The sequence below is a fragment of the Vibrio sp. 10N.286.49.C3 genome, from assembly GCF_041469545.1.
Lineage (GTDB): Bacteria > Pseudomonadota > Gammaproteobacteria > Enterobacterales > Vibrionaceae > Vibrio > Vibrio tasmaniensis_A.
This window is the reverse complement of sequence record NZ_JBFRKT010000044.1, coordinates 1-19,668: the sequence shown is the minus strand read 5'-3', so window position 1 is coordinate 19,668 and position 19,668 is coordinate 1. Positions and strand designations below refer to the sequence as shown.

13 protein-coding genes are annotated in these 19,668 nt (G+C 39.9%); 2 read left to right on the top strand and 11 right to left on the bottom strand.

Annotated elements, in window-relative coordinates:
- Positions 1-9: 9 nt before the first annotated feature.
- The 7 genes from AB4180_RS17000 to AB4180_RS16970 all read right to left on the bottom strand — a co-directional run bounded on the left by AB4180_RS17000 (position 10) and on the right by AB4180_RS16970 (position 12,565).
- On the bottom strand, positions 10-1,236 hold the full coding sequence (locus AB4180_RS17000) for a YecA family protein (protein ID WP_241909291.1): 1,227 nt from the start codon (positions 1,234-1,236) through the stop codon (positions 10-12).
- Between the two features lie 150 nt (positions 1,237-1,386).
- Positions 1,387-5,094: a BREX-1 system adenine-specific DNA-methyltransferase PglX gene (pglX, locus tag AB4180_RS16995; RefSeq protein WP_102250442.1), complete on the bottom strand. Its 3,708-nt coding sequence runs from the start codon at positions 5,092-5,094 to the stop codon at positions 1,387-1,389.
- 139 nt (positions 5,095-5,233) lie between these two features.
- On the bottom strand, positions 5,234-6,553 hold the full coding sequence (locus AB4180_RS16990) for a hypothetical protein (RefSeq protein ID WP_133151494.1): 1,320 nt from the start codon (positions 6,551-6,553) through the stop codon (positions 5,234-5,236).
- 87 nt (positions 6,554-6,640) lie between these two features.
- Complete coding sequence (gene brxC, locus AB4180_RS16985; protein WP_102250444.1) at positions 6,641-10,384, bottom strand: BREX system P-loop protein BrxC; 3,744 nt, start codon at positions 10,382-10,384, stop codon at positions 6,641-6,643.
- Between the two features lie 109 nt (positions 10,385-10,493).
- Positions 10,494-11,057, bottom strand: a complete 564-nt coding sequence (locus AB4180_RS16980; RefSeq protein WP_102250445.1) for a DUF1788 domain-containing protein — start codon at positions 11,055-11,057, stop codon at positions 10,494-10,496.
- Positions 11,057-11,656, bottom strand: coding sequence for a DUF1819 family protein (locus tag AB4180_RS16975; protein WP_102250446.1), 600 nt, complete (start codon positions 11,654-11,656; stop codon positions 11,057-11,059). The genes AB4180_RS16980 and AB4180_RS16975 overlap by 1 nt, the downstream gene beginning before the upstream one ends.
- 9 nt (positions 11,657-11,665) lie before the next feature.
- Positions 11,666-12,565 (bottom strand): WYL domain-containing protein, encoded by a 900-nt coding sequence (locus AB4180_RS16970; protein WP_102250447.1) that lies wholly within the window; start codon positions 12,563-12,565, stop codon positions 11,666-11,668.
- A 369-nt stretch (positions 12,566-12,934) separates the two neighbouring features.
- Between AB4180_RS16970 and AB4180_RS16965 the strand changes: the two genes are divergently transcribed.
- A complete protein-coding gene (locus tag AB4180_RS16965) occupies positions 12,935-15,763 on the top strand; it encodes a UvrD-helicase domain-containing protein (protein WP_198592278.1) in 2,829 nt (942 codons plus the stop codon).
- Between the two features lie 90 nt (positions 15,764-15,853).
- Here the strand turns inward: AB4180_RS16965 and AB4180_RS16960 are convergent, their stop codons facing one another.
- Entirely contained in the window at positions 15,854-16,363 is a 510-nt protein-coding gene (locus tag AB4180_RS16960; RefSeq protein ID WP_102250449.1) for a hypothetical protein, read from the bottom strand.
- Between the two features lie 75 nt (positions 16,364-16,438).
- Positions 16,439-16,792: a hypothetical protein gene (locus AB4180_RS16955; RefSeq protein WP_102250450.1), complete on the bottom strand. Its 354-nt coding sequence runs from the start codon at positions 16,790-16,792 to the stop codon at positions 16,439-16,441.
- Positions 16,793-17,601: 809 nt separating this feature from the next.
- On the opposite strand from AB4180_RS16955, the gene AB4180_RS16950 reads away from it, so the two are divergent.
- Positions 17,602-17,802, top strand: a complete 201-nt coding sequence (locus tag AB4180_RS16950; protein ID WP_102249049.1) for a hypothetical protein — start codon at positions 17,602-17,604, stop codon at positions 17,800-17,802.
- Here the strand turns inward: AB4180_RS16950 and AB4180_RS16945 are convergent.
- Together AB4180_RS16945 and AB4180_RS16940 are read right to left on the bottom strand one after the other, a co-directional pair.
- Complete coding sequence (locus tag AB4180_RS16945; protein ID WP_102249048.1) at positions 17,799-18,557, bottom strand: metallophosphoesterase; 759 nt, start codon at positions 18,555-18,557, stop codon at positions 17,799-17,801. The two genes, AB4180_RS16950 and AB4180_RS16945, sit on opposite strands and share 4 nt — an antisense overlap.
- 171 nt (positions 18,558-18,728) lie before the next feature.
- Complete coding sequence (locus tag AB4180_RS16940; RefSeq protein WP_102249047.1) at positions 18,729-19,568, bottom strand: hypothetical protein; 840 nt, start codon at positions 19,566-19,568, stop codon at positions 18,729-18,731.
- Between the last annotated feature and the right edge of the window lie 100 nt (positions 19,569-19,668).

Sequence of the window (19,668 nt, the reverse complement as noted above, 5' to 3'; positions counted from 1 at the left end):
TTATATGTTTTATGCACAACATTTTTTAAATTTCTTTCCCGAACCACAAGGGCAAGCATCATTGCGACCTACAGATTTAACTGAGCGTACTGGAGTAGTTGCTACACCTGAATTGTCGGAAATATGTCCTAATTGAAACTGTTTTTGTAATATAGACCTTGTTTCAGCCGCCCAATCAGGTTCTTGTTTTTCAAGTTGTTTTAAGATCTCGTATGACTTATTGAAATCTTGTTCGAACAAAGACCCTTTAAATAGATCCGTGGCGTAAAATCGTAGAGCCTGGCTAGAATTTTTGTTCACAGCAGCTAGGAGTGCTTCTTTAGCTAAATCAGTATCTACCTTTACGTCTTCGAAGAGGTGAACTAAACCACTAAAATAGGTGTATATAGCGACCAGTTGAATATTAGACAACTGTTCTTTACTACTTTCATAGGCTTGCCGATAATAATCAGCCGTTTTTTGAACGTTCTTTTGGGTGAATAATGAAACGGAGTTTAGATCATTAAGGTACTCTAAATCTCCCTCCTCAACTTTTGATTCAGCAATGAAATACAATTCTTCAAAGTGGTTATCAATGAGCGCAGGTTCGCTCAAAAGGCTCAAATATAGTCGGAGTAAAGAGTCATTACTTGTCTTGAGGTGTTGTTTCATTAAAGCGGCAGCAGATTCCAAGAAAAAAGGGTTTCCCATTGAATCCACTTGACCAGTGACTGGGTTACGCTCGCCTTTGTGTTTCTCATACCAATAGTAGGCTACGCTAGCAATCTGAGGGCTAGTTAAATCTTCTTCGACATATATTTTTTCAATTGCATTTGTTAAATCACAATCATCGAGTTTACGTTTCTCATACTCATTGAGGCGTCCACCAATAGCAATATAGTAAGTGCAGAGTAATTGCCCAAATTTATCAAAGGCGTCATCTGTTGTTTGTTGTTCCTTCCAATTATTTGCCAAAGAGAAATGCAGTTGTTGATTGCACAGTTTTCGAACACTATGACATAAAACAACAACACCATCAGAGAATACGGAACTTGACTTCATTGTTTCAATATTGTCATGCAGATTAGAGCAAATAGGGAGCTGATATTCATCGAGAGCGTTAAACACGAATGCTTCGAGAGCTTTTCTGATGAAATGTACCTCTGAACCCTTATACAAGCTTCGGGCTTCGAAAGCGTGTTGGTATTGCTCACCTACTGAAGTGTCAATTTGGTACGCTAGTTCGATGTCATTCATTTATGTGCCATTTTAAATTGGAAGTTAGAAGCCTTAAGCTTAAAGTTCTCTTGGTGCATAGGTTATGAGTGTGTTGGTGTTTATTAACTAGCTCAAAATAGCTGTAGAGGAATCCACATCGAGAACGATGTGGATTAACTCATAATGTAGTTACTTGATTACTTCAGGTTTCTTACCGTGGATCGCTTTTACGTCAGCGAGTAGGTTGCCGAACTTGCCGTAGTTAACCTTAACACCGTCATCGAGATCTAGGCTTATCTTCATTTCGGCTAAGTGTTTTAGCTCTTCATCGAACGTGACCAGTTCAGCTTGCTTCTTCTCAATCGTTTTCAGCTCTTTGTCGATTGCGCGTAGTTCTGCACCAGACGCTGTTGCTTTCGAGTCTTCAAGGATGTTCTTGCGGCTCTCAAGCTTACCCATTAGCGGTGTGACATACTCTGTGCGCATTCGTGACAGCGTACCTTCGTTGTAGCGGTGTAGGTAAACCAAACACTCGAATGCTTTTGCTTTACCTGAGCTAAACAACCAGTAAATAGGGCGCTTCTTGTAAGTCTTTAAATGGTCTTTGTAGAACTGCATAGAGAAGTAACGACGGATAGTATCTATCGAACTTTCACCTTTCTTAGCTTTGATTGCATCTAGGCATAAGCTCTCTGCAACGAAGTCTAAGTTTTCTTGTAGGTGCTCTTCACCCCATACCGTCTTCACAAATTCGCGGAAGCGTGTAGTGGCGTCGTCTTCAAACACCCAATCTTCGTCTACTAGAGGCACAATGCCGTCGTCATCTGCGGGGAAGGTGTTGTATGCGCCTTCTGTGACAAGCTCTTTGAAGCCGTTATTACCAGAGTGTGCATAGACTAAGCCTTCGCGATCTAGCGAGTAGCGACCCATAATACAACCAATGACATAGCTGATGATAATAATACTAGATTCGCAAGTTAGTTTATGTAATGTAGTCTCTGAGTCACAGCTATTTTTATATTTATAAGATGGATTTATATTTAGTGTGACATCAGATTTTGTCACCTCAGTGTTTACATCATGTTCAATGCCATATAATTTTGCAATGTCATTATTGTTAGACTGCTCTAGTTCGATGACTTTATCTATAATATCGGAGTTGTTATCCATATGAAGTTTAAAGGCATGTTTAAGATTGAGATTAGTCATTGAAAAATTTGTTAATTTTTCAAAATCCCATGATGTTTCATTACTATCCCAATCATCTTTGTACAGCTTTACTAATTTTTTCGTTCGATTAATAATCTGATTTTTTTTCTCAATGCTTATTTTTTCATTTATTGGTGTTTTTGCGATATCACCTGGTTGTAGAGAAATGGAAGGGGCAAGGTCACCAACAATATCAGATACTACTACGGAATTTAGTATAGCAAGGATATAACTTGATTCACTGTCGTCCGAAATAGATATGCTGGCACCTTTATTGTCGAAAACAAAACCATCGTTATAACGCCTAAAACCAGGTTTTTTACTTGAAGATACTGTTGACCAAGTTATACCTGGAGTGAAATACATAGACTCATTAGCTACAACGGAGTGTTTTATTGACTTAATTTCAGCGCCATTATTTTCCCAGTTCACAACTGATTCGTTTAAACCAAACCATTTTCTACTGCCCCCTCCCTTGTTGTATGGAACCCATTTAGTTTTATTATGGAGTAATTGTTCTGATGATGAATGCGTGAAACCAATTTTTTGTGTATCAAGTTCCCACCAAGTTCGCACAAACAAATCATTGTTAGTTGTCGTATTTCCTTGTCTAGGATGATATAAATCTTTTAGAATTTTATTATCATTAAATATTTGGTGTATATTCTGAGAAAACCAATAGGAAATAGGAGTGCCTGGTAGTTTTTTGAAGTCATCAGAACTAGCAGATTTTAACCGTTCATTGATAATCGGAAATTGAATTGGTTTGCCATTTTTACCAATGTCTTTGTTTTCACAATAAGAAAATGAAGTATTATATCTCTCTATGTGGTGATTTTTGAAAATAGTAGCATTAGTTCCAAAGGCTATTTTCATAACCCCGTTGCCCATATGAATCATGGTTTCTATGGTCGAGTGCTTTAATAAGTCTTCGCGCATTTTCTCGAAGCTTGAAAGAAACATCCATGATTGCATGGTTACCATTGAGTTGTAACCATGTGGGCGTAACCATTTGAAACTGCGTTCTATAAACATAGAAAAGAGATCAAATCTAGAATTTTGATAATTATCTTTTGCAAAAACTTTCAAGGTGGTATTCATTCCTTTTGAACCCATATATGGCGGATTTGCTACAGCTACATCGTACTTAATCGCTAATATAATTGATTGTTCAACAATAGGTAATAAAACCTGCGCGGTTAGTTTTGAAGTTGATTCGTTGCTTTGAATTTTATCTGTTAGTTTTTCTTTTAGCTGGGCAAGAGTTTTGAGCTGGTCACTATCAACTTCAATTAATGAACCTAAGTTTTTAGCGTCAGTAAACTGCTCTTTTAGGTAGCGAAGTATTTTAAGAAAAGTTTTGCCTTCTGTGGATGGCTCGGCGAGTTCTAATTGTGGCTCGTCAAACAGATCATTCATTGAACCTGCTTGCTTGTTTCCATCAAGATTCAGGTCAACCCATAGTTGGTTAATATTGAGGTTTTCAGTGGATTGAATTGAGTGGATATTCATTTTGATCTCACGCGAAAATATACGTTTATCGTCCTCACGTGCTTTCATTAATACAGCAAACGCAGCCATCTGTGCGGCACGATCATCGATATCTAGACCATAGATATTTTTGGTAAGAATTAGCTCTGGGATCTCACGTAGGCGGTAGCCACGTTCAAGGTAAATTTCACGCAGCACTTCATACACTTCAACTAAAATGTGACCAGAACCACAAGCAGGGTCGAGCACTTTGATCTCTTCTGGGTCAAAGCTGGTTGGCGTAATAGCTTTTAGCTGCTCGATAACATCATCACTTTGTTCAGCAGGGGTGATGTAATACTCCATCTTTTCTTTTAGTTCAGAGTTAGGGTAGGTAGCTAACCATTGACGACCAAGTGAGTTCTGAACTAGGTACTTAACAATCCAGTTAGGGGTAAATAGTTGAGTCGCAGCAGGAATATCTTCACGCTTAACGACTTTACCAATAACCGCATCTTTGTGTTCAGAGATGTAGAACTGATATAGCCAACCGATAACTTCAATCTCTTGCCAATTATCTTCAGGGATATCGTTAACTAAATCCTTTAGGATTGAATCAGTTTTGGTGAGGTTATCTGGTAGTAGTAACTCAGTAGCATCATCCAGTTTTTCAAACATGAATGACATGGCTTCGCTTAGCTGGTGGCATTGACCTAATAGGAGAGTGCGATAAAGCTCTTCTTCTTTGTTGCCATCAAGCACCATGTCAATGATCTGGTCTTTGTTCAAACCAAGCTCATCAGATACGTCAGCGGCTGAGTTTAAAATCTCAAAACCTTCACCAAACTGTGCGCCTTCGGCTTTACTCAATACACGAAAACCGTGGTCTAGGTATTCGTTAACTTCCATATAGCGGATAGCAGTTAGGCGGTTAAACCATGTAAATGCCGTTTCGTTGATAAACTGATTAAAGCCATTTGTGTGATCGAATTTACCATCGTGCGTGCCTAACGCTTCAATACGTTTAACTAGCTGGTTGCGTTGTTGCCCTTGTTTACGCGTGTAAATTTCTTTCTCGATAATAGCGCTGTCACCATCAATCGTGATGTCGCTAATATGGTCTTCAAAAATCCCTAGCTTTGCCGCTCTATTTTTTACTGCTTCCATGAAAGCGACACGTGCTTTTGGTGCATAGGCTTTTAGTTTATTGGTGTTCATTGAATTCTCATCTAATTCGGTTGGATTTCCACGCTCATAGAGCGTGGAATCTTAATTAACAATACAATTTTGCTAGTGGACTCTGGTTGGAAGCGTGGATTCTTGAATCATATACTCGCTAACACACCAGAGGCGCTTTTTACAAAAATCCTTTACCGCCACAATTTCTACAATTCCCCCACAGTCCTGTGCCATTACAGGTCTTGCAAATTGTTGACGCGTTTGCGTTACCGACGACTAATGTTCTTTTACCTAGCACGGATGTTGAATAAGCTCGGCTTACTGTTGTGAGCTTTGGCTTCTTAGGTGCAGGAGGTGCCTTAGTTACTTTTACGCCGTTATTTTGCAACAGAAAGTATTTTCGCCAGTCTTCAGCCTCTTCCATAGATGGGAACTCTAAAATTTTACCTCCTTTTCGAGTTGATAAAATTACGATCCCATCTTGGCTGTATAATCTGAAGTTCTTAATGTGTTTATGTTTTTCGGGTAAAGTCTTATATTTTTTGATATCAGTGTTTTCAGGGTCTAGCGCTATCAACAGATCGTTTAGGTGAATCTGAGCGAGTTCGATAGCTGTTAATAGAGACGGCAGCTCAGAGAGCATCGGTAAAAAAACAAATCTAAATAAGTCAAAATCGCAACTTTGACCTTGGCTGTCTTGAAGCTGAGATAGTGTACAAGGGGTGATAAGATTCCTTATGGAATCAGCGTTATCATCTTTTAGTGAGAGGTATTGGCTACTAATACATTCAAGTATCCTACTGTTTGAAGAGTAGAGTTTGTTGATCGAAGTGAGTTCGTTATTCGATGCAACATCATAAGGTAGCCCCAACTTTATTAAAGGCTGTAGCAACTCGATTAAGTTTTCCTTTTCTGTAGCTAAGTTGGATCTTTCTTTAGTACTTTTCACTTCCTTTGCTATTTGCAGTAATTCGTTTTCTACTGCAAGTAAAGACTCATGGCTTTGGATATATTCATCACTACCAATTTCTAGACCAGCCATTTCTTGAGTTAACCGATGTTTTTTCTCTTGTACATCTCGAAAGGTATTGAGCAGAGACGTGTGACCTGATTGGTCTTCAGGGACGGTTAATATCAATTCAATTACATTTTGTAGCTTGAAGTGGAACTCAAGCATTGCTTTGAAAACAAGGGCATTCTTACTCCCCAGGATAAATCTAGAAAACTCATCAATCAGGATCGTATGAGCATTTTTTTTAAATACTTCGACCCAGATGTTCAGCTCATCTGTACTCAAAGAGCTGTCAAAGGAAAATTCATTAAGCTCGTTGAAGAACGGAAAGTAATCATGTCTATCTAAAAGATTCAGTAGTTTACTGAACTCGGAACTATTGTGAAACTCACTAAAAAAAACAAAGTTATGTTTAATCAGGTCATAGTTATTGGTTTCAATTAGTTCTTTTATGAAACTCGGTTTGATATTGAATTGCGACAACATAATCACCATCAGCTATTAATACTTGATATCAATAAGCCTCCCTCATTGCTTTATGCTAAGCCACACTAGCAATGAGGGAGTATCTAGTTACTTAATTCGAACTTTGTGGTTCGAAGCTATCAACTCGGAAAGTTGGGTTTTCAATGCAGTTAAGTAGTTTTCCAGTTCTTCTTCCGTTTCAAGATAAGTGGTATCACCTAGCTCTTGGAAGACTGCACCTGCTTTGATGGTCACAACCTTTTTAGCTTTCGGTTTTGCTACCACAGGCTCCGCAACTTTTAATGGTTCTTTTGTTGCACTCTCACCATAAGGAGTTGAACCTGTAGGTTCTAAACCTAATGCACCATTCCCTTGAGCACTTGAGCCTTTTATTGAGTCTGGCTGCGGGCTTTGAGCCTCTTTTTTACGACGCTCTTCTTCAAGAGCAGTCTGGCGTTCAGCCGCTTTAATTTGCTGGTCAATAAAGGCATTGATGATCTCTTCAGCTTGTTCTACTAAGCTTTCAGAATTTCTAAGCTCTTCATTGATTTCAGCAATGCTGGTTAGGTGTTCTAAGCGTTTACGAGATAGTTGCAACGGGCGAAGCGCATCATTACTGATAGTGTCTGTCGCTTTTGCTTGGCTCACGTGTTGTTGAACGTGATCAATTGCTGCTTCTAGTTTGCTTGTTACTTCTTTGCGGCGAGCTACCAGCATTTCATCATTTATGCCTCTTACGGTTTCGATTAGGCCCTGCACTTGGAAAATTTTGCCATAAGGACGCACATCGTTATAAATTGCTTCCAGCTTTTCTAATGCAGCATTGGCAACCTCAGAGGTTTTGAGTAGATGACGGTTTTTCGCAAACTCAATACTCAAGGCATTTGCTAGGCTTTGCCATGTTGAGAATTGTTTTTCATAGAAGACTTCTAGCTCTTCATAGTCTTCTTCAAATTCTTCTAAACCAGAACCTTGGCGTAAGAACTCGTCGATGAATTTATAGCTTCCTTGTTGCTCAACAAGTGAAGAAATCGAGATAATGCCATCTTCAATTTCATTTTCCCCAGGGAACTTGCCTGTAGTCGATTTCGCTTTGAAATCCTTTAGCTTAGCTAGCATGCCCTTAAGAAGCTGAAGAGCCTGCTCATGAAGGTCTTTCTCATTCGCTGGTGCATTTTTGTGGAATACAGATTTGTACAGCTTGGCTGCTTTTTTTAGGTTTGCTTCTGACTGCTGCTGAATACGACGAATACGTAAATTGGCACGCTTAGCATTTTTGTCTAGGTGGTCAAAGGCACTGCGTAAAGGCACGTCTTGTTGGTTTGCTTGCAGTGTGATTTTGTTTGCTACCGCTAAGCGAGCAATCATCAGGATGATTTCGTTATCGTTCCAACCAAACGGGCTACGTGAAAACTTCTTCACCATGTCACCAGCGGTAAGAGGGCGGCCATACTCATCACTGATAGAGATATGTTGCTCTAGCTCGAAAAGAGCACGAGGGTTTGCTTCTACGTCTGATAAGTCGATGTTTAGCTGGCTTAGGTCATCAACAATCAAGGTCTGTTGAATTTGTTGGCGAATGTCACCGTTATAAGGTTTAACAAACTTAAGTTTATTGAAGGTATCTTCAATCACTTGGCGGTAAGCATTGTCGATAATTGCAGTTGCGGTTGCACCTTTGGTATTGTAATTGTGACCTAGCAGATAGAAGTCGGATTGCTTAATGACTTCTTCTAACTCAGTGACAATGAGCTTACGTCGAGCGCTATTTTCCGCCGCTTTCGCACGAATGAGCAGTTCCATATCGGCATCACGACCTGCATTACGCTTGGTGTATTTCGCAGTTCGAATATAGGTACGTAACTCACCGAACAAACGAGACTTGTCTTGTAGTTTTATCAAGATTGAGTCTGAAGATTCGTTACCGCACACAGCATCGCTCATGTCATCGTAGCTGGCATCAATTGGTGAGATAACTTTTAGGTGTAGATCGTTATCAATCGAACCTTTTTCAAAAGGTTGACCGTTACAGTAACGTGATACAGGGAAATCTTGTTTGTTCTCTGGGTAACGGTACGTTTTACTGCTGCGTAAGATCTCTTCAAATAGGATCTTACTGAGTTCAGCCGTTTCATCTGATGTTTCGATGTCGGTGTTTTGAATCTCTTTCTCGATTTCTTTTTCTTCGTTAGTTAGAAACTTATATTCATCACCCTCACGAGCAATCAAGAGGTTGTTTTCTAACGCATCTAAGCTATCAGTGATGTCGATACGAAGCTGGCGTTTGTCTTGGTCTACTTCAGAGATACACAGCGTCACGATATTATCGATAGTCGACTTCATCTCTTCTACGTAACGAATCATAAATAGGGTTTGAAGAACTTGCACCGAGAACTCAGAAATAGAACTTTTTTCTGATGCTTGGTTAATGTCACGCACGACTGCTGTATCAAGGAACTTCTTAATAGAAGGGTAGAAGCTGTATAGCGGGATCAAACGACCAATGTCATCAGTAACAAATTGATTGGTAGCCGTTTGGAATGCTTCAATAAGTGAACGTTCACCTTTGGCTAGGTGCGTACCTGCTGCGCCTGCTTGAGAAATACCAGAAAACACCTTTTGGATAAGGTTGTATTGGTAAGGTGCAAATGGATAGCTTGATACGAAGTTGTCTGTTCCTGAGAAGTTTGAGAATTCGGCTTTGTTCGTTTGTTCAAAGCTTAACTGACTGCGAATGATGTCGCCTTTTTCATTGTATAAAGCGGCTAGGGCAGTTTGTGCAGGCGCTGTTTTATCCAATAGACGCTTTTCGATAACTTCATTTACGTTTGAGCTAGATAGCGAGATACGATCAAAGCGTTGTTGGATACGAGAGAAGTCGTTCTTACGTGAACCTTCTTGCATTTTACCTAGTACAGCATCGATGTCTTCTTGTGATGTTACGACTACCCATGCACGGCCTTCACAGATTGTGCCTAGGCTTTCCGTGATGGTTTGAAGCTTGAGCATCATTTGTGTGTTTTGACCAATGTACTGACCAATTTCATCCACAAAGAAGCTAATGCGGCGTTCAGGGCTGCCGTCTAGGTATTGTTTAACCCATTTACAGAAGTTTTGAATATCTAGGCTAAAGTTGTTTTCTAAGCGCTCTATCGCTTGGCGGCCTGCTTCTTCAGATTGACCTGTTACTTTAGCGAAGGCTTGGGCAAGGTCATCACGGTAGAAGTCATAAGAATCACGTTCTTCAAGCCAAGATGAACCAGATAGTTCTTCAAAAGCTTGGTGGAATTCTTGAAGCTTGCCACGTGCATCTAAGTCACGCTCAAGGTCTGCAATGTGCGCATGATCGCCAGAGTAGCCCATCTTTTCGTTAAAGACTTTTAGGAATACTTTTAAGATTGCGTCTTCTTTGTCGTCGGTGTCTGCGCGGCTATCGATGTTGAATAGGATAACGTTGTTTTCTTTTTGAATCGCACGACGCATATCGCCTAACAGCATTTGATCTTCTGCCAGTTTGTCTTCGAAGAAATCAATCGCTCGCTTTGTAACGCCATCATGTGTGGTTTCTACGTTTTTCAGTAGGTATGACATGATTTTGATAAAGTGAGATTTACCAGAGCCAAAGAAACCCGATACCCAAATACCAGACTTACCTGTTGCAGAGGCTCTTTTAGGGTCGTCTACTGAGGGCATGTAGTATTTGAAGAACTGCTCAATATGACCTTTAAGTTCTGCGGTGATGACATACTCGTCGAGTTCGACGAAGACGGTTTCATTCCCTACCTGATCGGCTTTAACAACACCATTGATTGGGCGCGAGATATCTTTGTTAAATAGCTGCTGTAACTGCATTTGATTTCCTAGCTAACTTTTTGTTTCAGAGAGTACTTATTTGATAACAGAGTACTTCTTCCGATTATGTTTAGTGCGACTACGTCTTTTAAGTGGACTCAAAGAAACGTTATGCCAGTTTAAAGGCTCGGTAATAGTTGTTTGATTCGATACGGCCAAATGGTTTAAGCGCCGCGCCATCATATTCACCTGGGTAGAACATTACAGTTGGAACTTGGCCTACTTTAGCGTGCAACGCATTGAGTAGTCCGTGACCTCGGACAATAGGCCAAACACTTCCCATGCCATGAAGCATGATAAAGTCACAATTATCTATGTTGGCTTCTTTCACTATGAATTCTGCAACGCGATTTTGCTCTAGTGGCCCTTTTAACGCTTTAAAGAGTGCTTCATCGCCTTTCGCAAATTGCATTTTGAATGACTTATCGAGTAGTCGGCGTGATTCCAGTAGCTTAATGATCATTTCGAACAAGTTGATGCTGGCAAAGGTGTAGCCTCTGTTTGACAGCTTCTTATCCAACAGTTCAATATGCTCGCGAACTGCCAGCTCATGCTCTGGCTTATAGTCGAAGATGTAGAAGCCGATCTCACCGCCAAGCTCCTTATTCTGAAGAAACTCATCACTTTCTAGGCGTGATTGGATGCTGTCTAAGCGTTGTTGTAACTGGAGCATTAGTAAATCTCCATAGCTTGGATGATGTCGTCTCTATTCATATCGACTAATAGCTGACGTACATCTGGCGTAATGTAAATGTTGGTGAGTACTTTGGTTTTTGTACTTTCTAAGAAGCCACCGTCTGTCATGACTTTGAATGCGACTTGGGCAATTTTGTAGGTTGAAGATTCCGACATATCAACAAAGTCAGGATAAATACGGCACTTATCTTCCCAGAAGTATTCCCAATCTTTCATATCGATATTTTCGCGATACATGCGTTTTGCATCCATCACAACAGTACGCATGAAGTCAGCAAGTAGTGGGGAGTTAATCAGTGTTGCAGCCATCATTAACTGTGCCGCTTCTTCGTGGTTGGCGTTAACCAAAGTTGATAGGAATTTATTTCCCAAGTTGGCAATGCGCTTTTTTATCGTCGCGGCATTACGTTTAGCCGATGCAGGAGAGCGCTTTTGAAGAATGTTTTGATCAACAATGGCATCATCCCATTGTTCTTTGCTTGGATCTGAAAGCAGTAACTCTGCGATAAGCTGAGCTTCTGTGATCATTAGACTGCCACCGATCAGGTCGCCAAGGTATTTTTTATGTTCTGCCATGTTTACGTCCTAATTGATGCTTTCAGTTTTAACTGTACTTGTAGATTCAGAGTAACCCGATGCAAGATGTAAGTTGTCGACACCATACAAGGTTGGTCTATTAGCAAGCCATAGTTGGTGTTCAGGTGTCGTTTGCGTTGCGTTCTCTGAGCAATCGACATTCCAACGTCGTAATAGGTAACCCGTTAATGCAGCGCGAACTTCAATGGAGAGTCGTCCATTCTTCATTGAGTAATCAAGTTCAATTGCTTTTGGGTAATCTACGTTATTCGGGTGAGGTACGAGTTCTAAAGGTACAAATCTCATCCACTGTTTATCTGCGAGCATGGTTTGAGTTTCGAGTACGGCGTTATCCGATAGTTCAGCTTTGATAATGCGGGAGATAACGAAGTCGCGGAACTCATTCGTTTGGCAATCATAAGCGCGAATGTGCCAATGTAATCCGTTATCAACAATAGAGTGGGGAACGACAGTTCGTTTTTTCTCGCCGCTAGATAGCGACACGTAACTTATCTTTACCGCTTTGTTGTTCAGCGCTGCTTGAGTAAGGACAGCTACGATACTGGTGTTAGGCGCGTTAAGTTGGCTTGGGGCTTCAAATGGAATGCCTAAGCCGTTAATAACACTGTCTTCACCTGAAAGTTGATTGGCTAGCTTGCCAAGCGTTTCATTTGTGTTGTGATTAAATAGAGGGACAAATGCTTTTGTTTGAAAGTATCTTTTCTCAGCGTTGTCGTAGGTAAGGTTATGGCCTGCCATCTCTTTGTAGAGATTGATATCGCGAGTGGCATTCGATAGTCCCATCTTAAAATGTTCTACAACTTCTGAACGCGTAAAGTGGCCGACAAACATCAATTTAAAGTCGATGTAAGCAAGCCTTTGTTTTTGTGCGTAGTTGAGATTATCCATGAAATCCATACTATTTTTAATTTGGGCATAGTATGAACCATTTTGGGTTGGACTTCAATTGTTGGGCCTGGTTACTTTATGCTTAACTGTTACTGATTTGTTCACTGCTATTGGTTAGAATAATAACCATACATGTATTCTGGATTACTAGTGGCGATGCAGAATTTAAAATCCAATTATTGAAGTAGTCTGATGCATTTAAGTACACATCCAGCGGTAAACTTGTGGAATAAACTATGGAAAAAGAACCAGTCTATCGTTCTATCACCAACCAACATTAGACTAGAATATTCCCCTAAAAGTTTAGAGATTCTGCTAGATTCGTTAGTAAATATATCCATTGAAAAGGGTTTGTTCTTTCATCGTTTAGTGATTGAAACTGAAGATAACGGTGTTGTCGTTTTGAAAGGTTATCGTCAATCAGATCTAATGGATTTTACTCAAAAGACGATTGATTCTTTGTTGCTTCTCATTGCGAGTAGTGATCGATGGCTAGCATATCAAGATTCCTTAGCAAAGCTTCACGCCAGAAATTGTTATTTGTCATCTTATGAATGGAGGCCTATAGCCTCGGCTTATCAGCTCGTGTGTAAGTTGCAGAATTTGGGTATATCGCCAGATCAATTCACGAGTCCTTTGCACAGAAGTGTCTATGAAGAGGCTAAATCACTTTCTTCGGAAAGCGTAAGTGAACTAGGGCGAAATCTGCACAATGAACAAGTGACACCACTATTAGTCTCCAAATACAAACGCTTCTTTGATGAGGTAGAGAAAAACCCATTAACAGACAAGCAAAGAATTGCTTGTGTAACTAATGATGATCACAACCTTGTTATTGCAGGCGCTGGTACGGGTAAAACGGCAACGTTAGTGGGTAAAGCTGGCTATCTCATTCAAGCGAACATAGCTAAGGCTGAGAACATACTAATGCTGGCATTTGGTAACAAAGCAGCGGCTGAGATGAACGAACGTATAAAAGATCGTATTCCAGCTAATGCTGATCACCTAAAGGCAAGTACATTTCACGCTCTAGGTAATGACATCTTAGCAAGGCATCACGGATTTAAACGTTCAATTACATCTTTTACGGAACAACCACATCAGTTCACGAAGTTTATTGACGAGACGCTCAGTGATTTGGCTGAGCAAGACCCTCTATTTAAATCAGCTTTGGTCAATTATTTTTCAAGCCTGAGCACACCAGGGAAATCCGATCTAGATTTTGATTCTATTGAGGAATACAACGAATTTCTGACAAGTTGCCGTTTGATTACGTTGAACAATGAATGGGTAAAAAGTGTAGGGGAGCTGAGGGTTGCTAACTATTTGGCATTGAGTGGCATCAAGTACGAGTACGAAGCCGATTACAAATTTAACACCAGAAGCGTCGATCGACGCCAATATCAACCTGATTTCTATCTGCCTGATGTCGATCTCTACATTGAATACCTTGGGTTAGATGAGAATAACAATACAGCGCCCTATATCGATAGAGATGAGTACTTAGCAAGCTTAGAGTGGAAACGCGAGCTACATGAGTCGAAAGGCACTCGTATGCTTGAACTGTACACATATCAACTCCAAAAAGGTCAATTGCAATCATCTTTAGAAGCTGCATTAAACGAGTATGAAGTGCTCACCCAACCTGTAGAAGTCGATGCATTGTTCAAGCAGCTTAAGGAACAAAACGAAAGTCAATGGCAAGGTTTTATCGACCTACTACAACGTTTCTTAGGCTTGTATAAAGAAGGGCAGTTTGATTCAAACACAGTGCGAGATGAATATCGCGGTGGAGGCTATGATATTGAGAGAACGGAAGCCTTCTTGCGGATTTTTGAGCCAATTCTAACGGTGTATCAGGAGCACTTAGCTAATACAGAATGTATTGATTTTAGTGACATGATCTCTGAAGCGACTGATATTATAGAAAAAGGTCGTTTTCATCATTCGTATACTCATGTTTTGGTTGATGAGTATCAAGATATCTCTGGTGGTCGTTATAAGTTACTTAAAGCGCTATTGGCTTCAAAGCCAAACATTCGTTTATTCGCTGTAGGTGATGACTGGCAATCCATTTACCGTTTCAATGGTGCCGATTTAGCGTTATTTACTGAATTTTCCGCCGTGTTTAACCCTGCCACAGCCGTTCCTTTGGACAAGACCTTTCGCTTTAATGACAAAATTCATGAAGTGAGCAGTCGTTTTGTAATGACAAACCCAGCTCAAATCAAAAAAGAGATTTCCACTCACGCTATGTTAGATGCACCTGCTGTCAGGTTGGTTGATGTAAAGAAAGATATGGAAAATATCAAGTCGATTAGCAGTGTGAAGGAAAGGAAAAATCAAGCATATGTGATTACTTTACAGCGTGCTTTAGCTACGTTAAATCGCACAGCCGATAGAAAGGGTGAAGTCGCTTCTGTTCTCATAATTGGACGTTTTCGCCAAGAGAACACCTCGCAGTTGAAAGGCATTAATGTTGAGAAGTTTTCGTATACAAATTTGGATATTAGCTTTGTTACAGCCCATGCGAGTAAGGGGCTAGAGGCTGACTATGTAATTCTATTCGGTGTTGATACTGGTGTATTTCCTTCGACGAGGGAAAACGACGAGCTTATCGATCTAGTTTTGCCAAACAAGGAAAGCTTTATCCATGGTGAGGAAAGACGGTTATTTTACGTAGCGTTGACTCGAGCGAAGCACTTTGTTTATGTATTATTCGATGGCGATAAGAGCAGCCCATTTTTGTCTGAAATGGCAAAGTTTGGCTTGCAGTTTGTAGATAATAAATTGGCACCACAACTTGCAAAGTGGAACTGTAGTCAGTGTAAGACAGGTGAACTTCGTCCGTTAACTACCAGATACAATAAAACTTTGTATAAATGCTCACACTCACCAGCCTGTGATACGTTGGTCAATAGTTGCAAGCATTGCAACTCTCCCTTAGAAACTCATGCAGAAGGGTTTAGACGTTGTCGAGGTTGTGGTGAAATCGAGATAGGGTGCTTACGTTGTGGCATCGGTACGATGGTTGCACGCTGTGAGAATGATCCTAATCGAGAGACGTTTTATGGCTGTAATCGCTTTAGGAGAGGGGCTGATGACTCATGCGGGGAAAACATTAAGATTGGGGCTTATGAAGAAAGGATGTATCGGGCAGGCACCCTGGCCGATAACAACTTAGTCAATAATGGATGAAAAATGTTTATTGGAATTTGGAATAATCCAGTATTAGTTCGAATCATAGACAATTGAAATGAGGAGGCCAAATGCTCCTCCTCATGAAAGTTAGACTTGAGGAACTATCTGTGGGCTGAGTCGGTCTATTAGCTCAACGTGTCCTCCGAATATTCTAATACTTAAAGCATCAATGATCACACCATTAGCAACTTGGAGTAGATCTAATTGCTCAAACTTTTTCTTACACTCTTCAATAATTTCAAGCTTGCGAGCGGTATTTAACTCAAATCGATATTGAGGATGCCCATTCTGGTCTTCGTATAGAATGACGAGATACTGGGAGTTGCTATCAAACAACGACTTGAAAATTTCGAACAACTCTTCGACGCGCTCAGTATCCTCAGGTAAAAAAGAGAATGTTTGGTTACCAAAATCAAAATCTTCGATTCTCAAATTGTTGATAAGCGTTAGTGCTACCATGTGACAGATTAGCCTAGGGGCTTGAATGTAGTTTAAATCAACGGGAGTTTTTTCTGATATATATAACTTTAGGTTTTCGTTCTTTCGGTAGTGAATAAAGGCAAGCTCAAGAGCTTCGTCTATATTGAATTTTATCATGTCCGAACACCAAGAAATTGAATGAGCAACTAACAGGCACCGTGAGAACCGTGCCTGCAAACAAAACAGGTTTTTTTAACGATAAGCATCTAGCAGATAAACGTTGTGATAACCTGGCAAAAGATTGGTTTCTACCATTACATCGAAATAGATATCCTCTCCAAGAACAAGTGACTTGAAGAAGTGAAATCCAAGTAACACGTTATCAATTTTGTTGACTGATAATTTAGTCTCTTGCTCGAACTGCTCTTCGGTTATCTTTGGATTACGTCTAATCGCTTGCAAGGATTCTATAACGATCTTGATACTTTTTTCTGGTAAAGACGGTTTTAGAGTATTTGCTTCCATGCAAAAAGAGCTATCAAAAGGGTAGTGGTCGTCTAGATAATCTACATGTAACTTAAGAACATCGGGATTTGATTTGTCCATACTTAAACTCCTAGATATGGCTAAGACTCATTAAAATTGAAAAGAGTAAATGCACCACCAGACGGTAGCGTATAGCCTGAGACTCAAGGAGGTTTATAAATATACGGGTTCAGTCTGTTCATTTCGCTCTCCAAATTTATGATAAAAACACAGTTCACTAAGCCCGCAATAGCGAGCTAACCTACTAGAATTTTTATTGCTTATTTGGATATGCGATTTATGAAATGAACATATCTAGGTTTATACTGATTATCATAGAATCTTTTTATAAATAGACAATCAAAAAAATATCTTCATAAGTAATTTTCTCTATGCCATTGTTTAATATATTATTTTTTATAAGTAATTTGTGTTCTAGTAGCCGTGGTAGTTTATTTAATCAATAAAAATAGGCTGTGAATAATTCTTCAAATCATGATTTGGTGACTCATAAGACGACGTTGTTGGCCTGGAAAGGTTAGTTAATACTGTTTTTAATCACCTTCGAATGCTGACCTATGGTTTGTTTACCAACGATCGTCCTATTGTTACAGGTTCGGCAGTTTTTCTCAGATGATAGTTTGCAATCATACAAGTGTTGATCAACGGTCAGTAGATACGAACTGTTAGTGGTTGTTGTGTCCTAGCGTTTGCTGCTGAAACTGGTAATGCTGCGTAGAACGAGTGGGTTAGAAAGGCTATATTATCGATGTTCAACAAGCGGATTATGTTGTTAATGCTGTTCTAACTTCAAAAAAGAATATAAGTGATAATAGATAGAATTAAATTAGTTCTTGAAAAGATGAGGAGCAGACGAGGTTCGGGTTAAGTTGCAAGAATTTGGCTATGAGCTGCCGCCTGGCTTTGGTTTTAGGCAGCATGTGACCTTGAGTTTCGATACGAAAAAGAAGGTGGTGATTGAAGTGGCAAAGCGAGGTGCGGCAGAAGGTATATTGAAAGGCAGAACGACTGACAGTTCCGTTAGAGAAGGCGATTTGTTCCAGAACAGTGTTGATCCCGATGGTAATTAATAATGATCATTGATATCGATCACTTTGTTCGGATCAAAGCCCTCGACTAATTCAATTCCACAATATCCTCTCTGATTCGTAGAGTATCTGATACCGCAGCTTATGAAATCGTTGCTGTCATGATTATGACCATAAAGCCAAATTGAGATTTTCTCTGCTAGTTCAGAAAACTCATTACAATCAGAGGCAAAAGCAGGGTTTAGAGGTGAGCCTTTAAATTTGGGCTGTATAGCTTTAGCAGTCGGAAGATAATGAGTAACGATTATATTCTTTTTTTCAGCAGATGCCTTCACTGAGTTATAGAGCCAGAGCCTAGATTCGGCATGTAGTGCCGCAGCAATTTCGGGGGTGAAATACTGATCTTTATAAGTGATTTTTCGGTAGTCATTGATTGCATTTCGCGCGTAATGCATTGAAAGAGTAGCGTTGTTTCCCAGATTGAAATCTGTCCAGAATGTAGCTCCATGAAATCGGACATCACCAAACACAACACTTTCATTTTCAAGAAAATGCACATTTGGATATTGGCTAGCTTTGTCGCGACACTCTTGAATTAAATCATCAAATTGAGTGAAACCGTAAAACTCGTGATTTCCCAGTATGTAGATCACGGGCATGTCGAACTGAGAAGCCCAATCAATCCCCCTAGATCCAGCATGAATATCCCCACTCAAAACCACAATGTCAGCATTAGTTTTAGGAACATCCATTGAGCCAAATTCTAGATGTAAATCAGAAAGATGTAGAATCTTCATTAGGAGTTCCTTAACGAAAAATATCGGTGATATCCTTCAGAAGACGATAGTTGTAGTGGAGCTTGATGTCAACGACGGTTTAACCGACAGAGCTGAAGAGAAGAGTCGGTGTAAGCACCGACTGATTTTTAAGGTGCCGCCTTCGGCGAAGGGGCGAGTTAGTTGTATTAGTTAGTCTTTCTTCTTGCCTGGTTTTACTGGTCTTCCTTTTGCTGCTTCGAAAGCTTGTCTTGTATGTGAAACTGTATTTGTTGTTGCTGATTCAGAGAGTGGAACTAGTAGTAATTCATCACAATTCATCATTCTTGGTGCTCTATGCTCTGCTATTTCATTTTCTTTCTGAGCTTTGGTTTTTCCTGCTCCTGCTCTAGCGCTTCTAGCGTGCACATCGTATTTTTTATCTAGTTTTTGAGCTATTTTGTCATTTTCGTACATCTCAGTATTGAATGATTTTTTTTCGTAGCCAAGTTTTTCGAGAATCGATTCTAGTCTCACAGTAGCTTGCTGAATATCTTGAGCTTCGTCTGCTCGTAATTCATCTGTATGTTCTATAGCTTCAATCCACTCACACAACTCGTGTATAGATAATGCACACTGGTGAATCTCCGTATCGCCAAAAATCGTAGCGCGACCTCGGAGCTTTGCTGCTCTATCTGCTTTGTTCACTTCTATAGCTGCCCTGCAATATTTTTTGATTTTCTGGTATTCACGCTGCTGCAGGTTCATGATGTCTACATTATCTATAAAATACTGAGTTGAGCACTCTGATTCGAGTTCAACCTCACTTGGTATCTTAGTTACTTTTCGCAGATCGACTTTGATGATTGACTGAGATTTCGATTTGGATATTATTTTCCCATCATAACTGTACTCTGTAACGATAGCTCTCACATCAACTATATTTGAGCCAGGTTTCAATTTAGGACAGTTGTAAGAAACTGAGAAATTTTCTTTTTTTGGTTCAATGGAAAGCGCGTTGTTTACCTTTTTAATTGCTTCCTGAAGTGTCACTTTAATCACCATTTATTATTTTTATTATTAGTGTATATAAATAATTTAGCGTCAGTTTATATTGCTGTCAACATATATTACTATCAATTTAGAATATTAT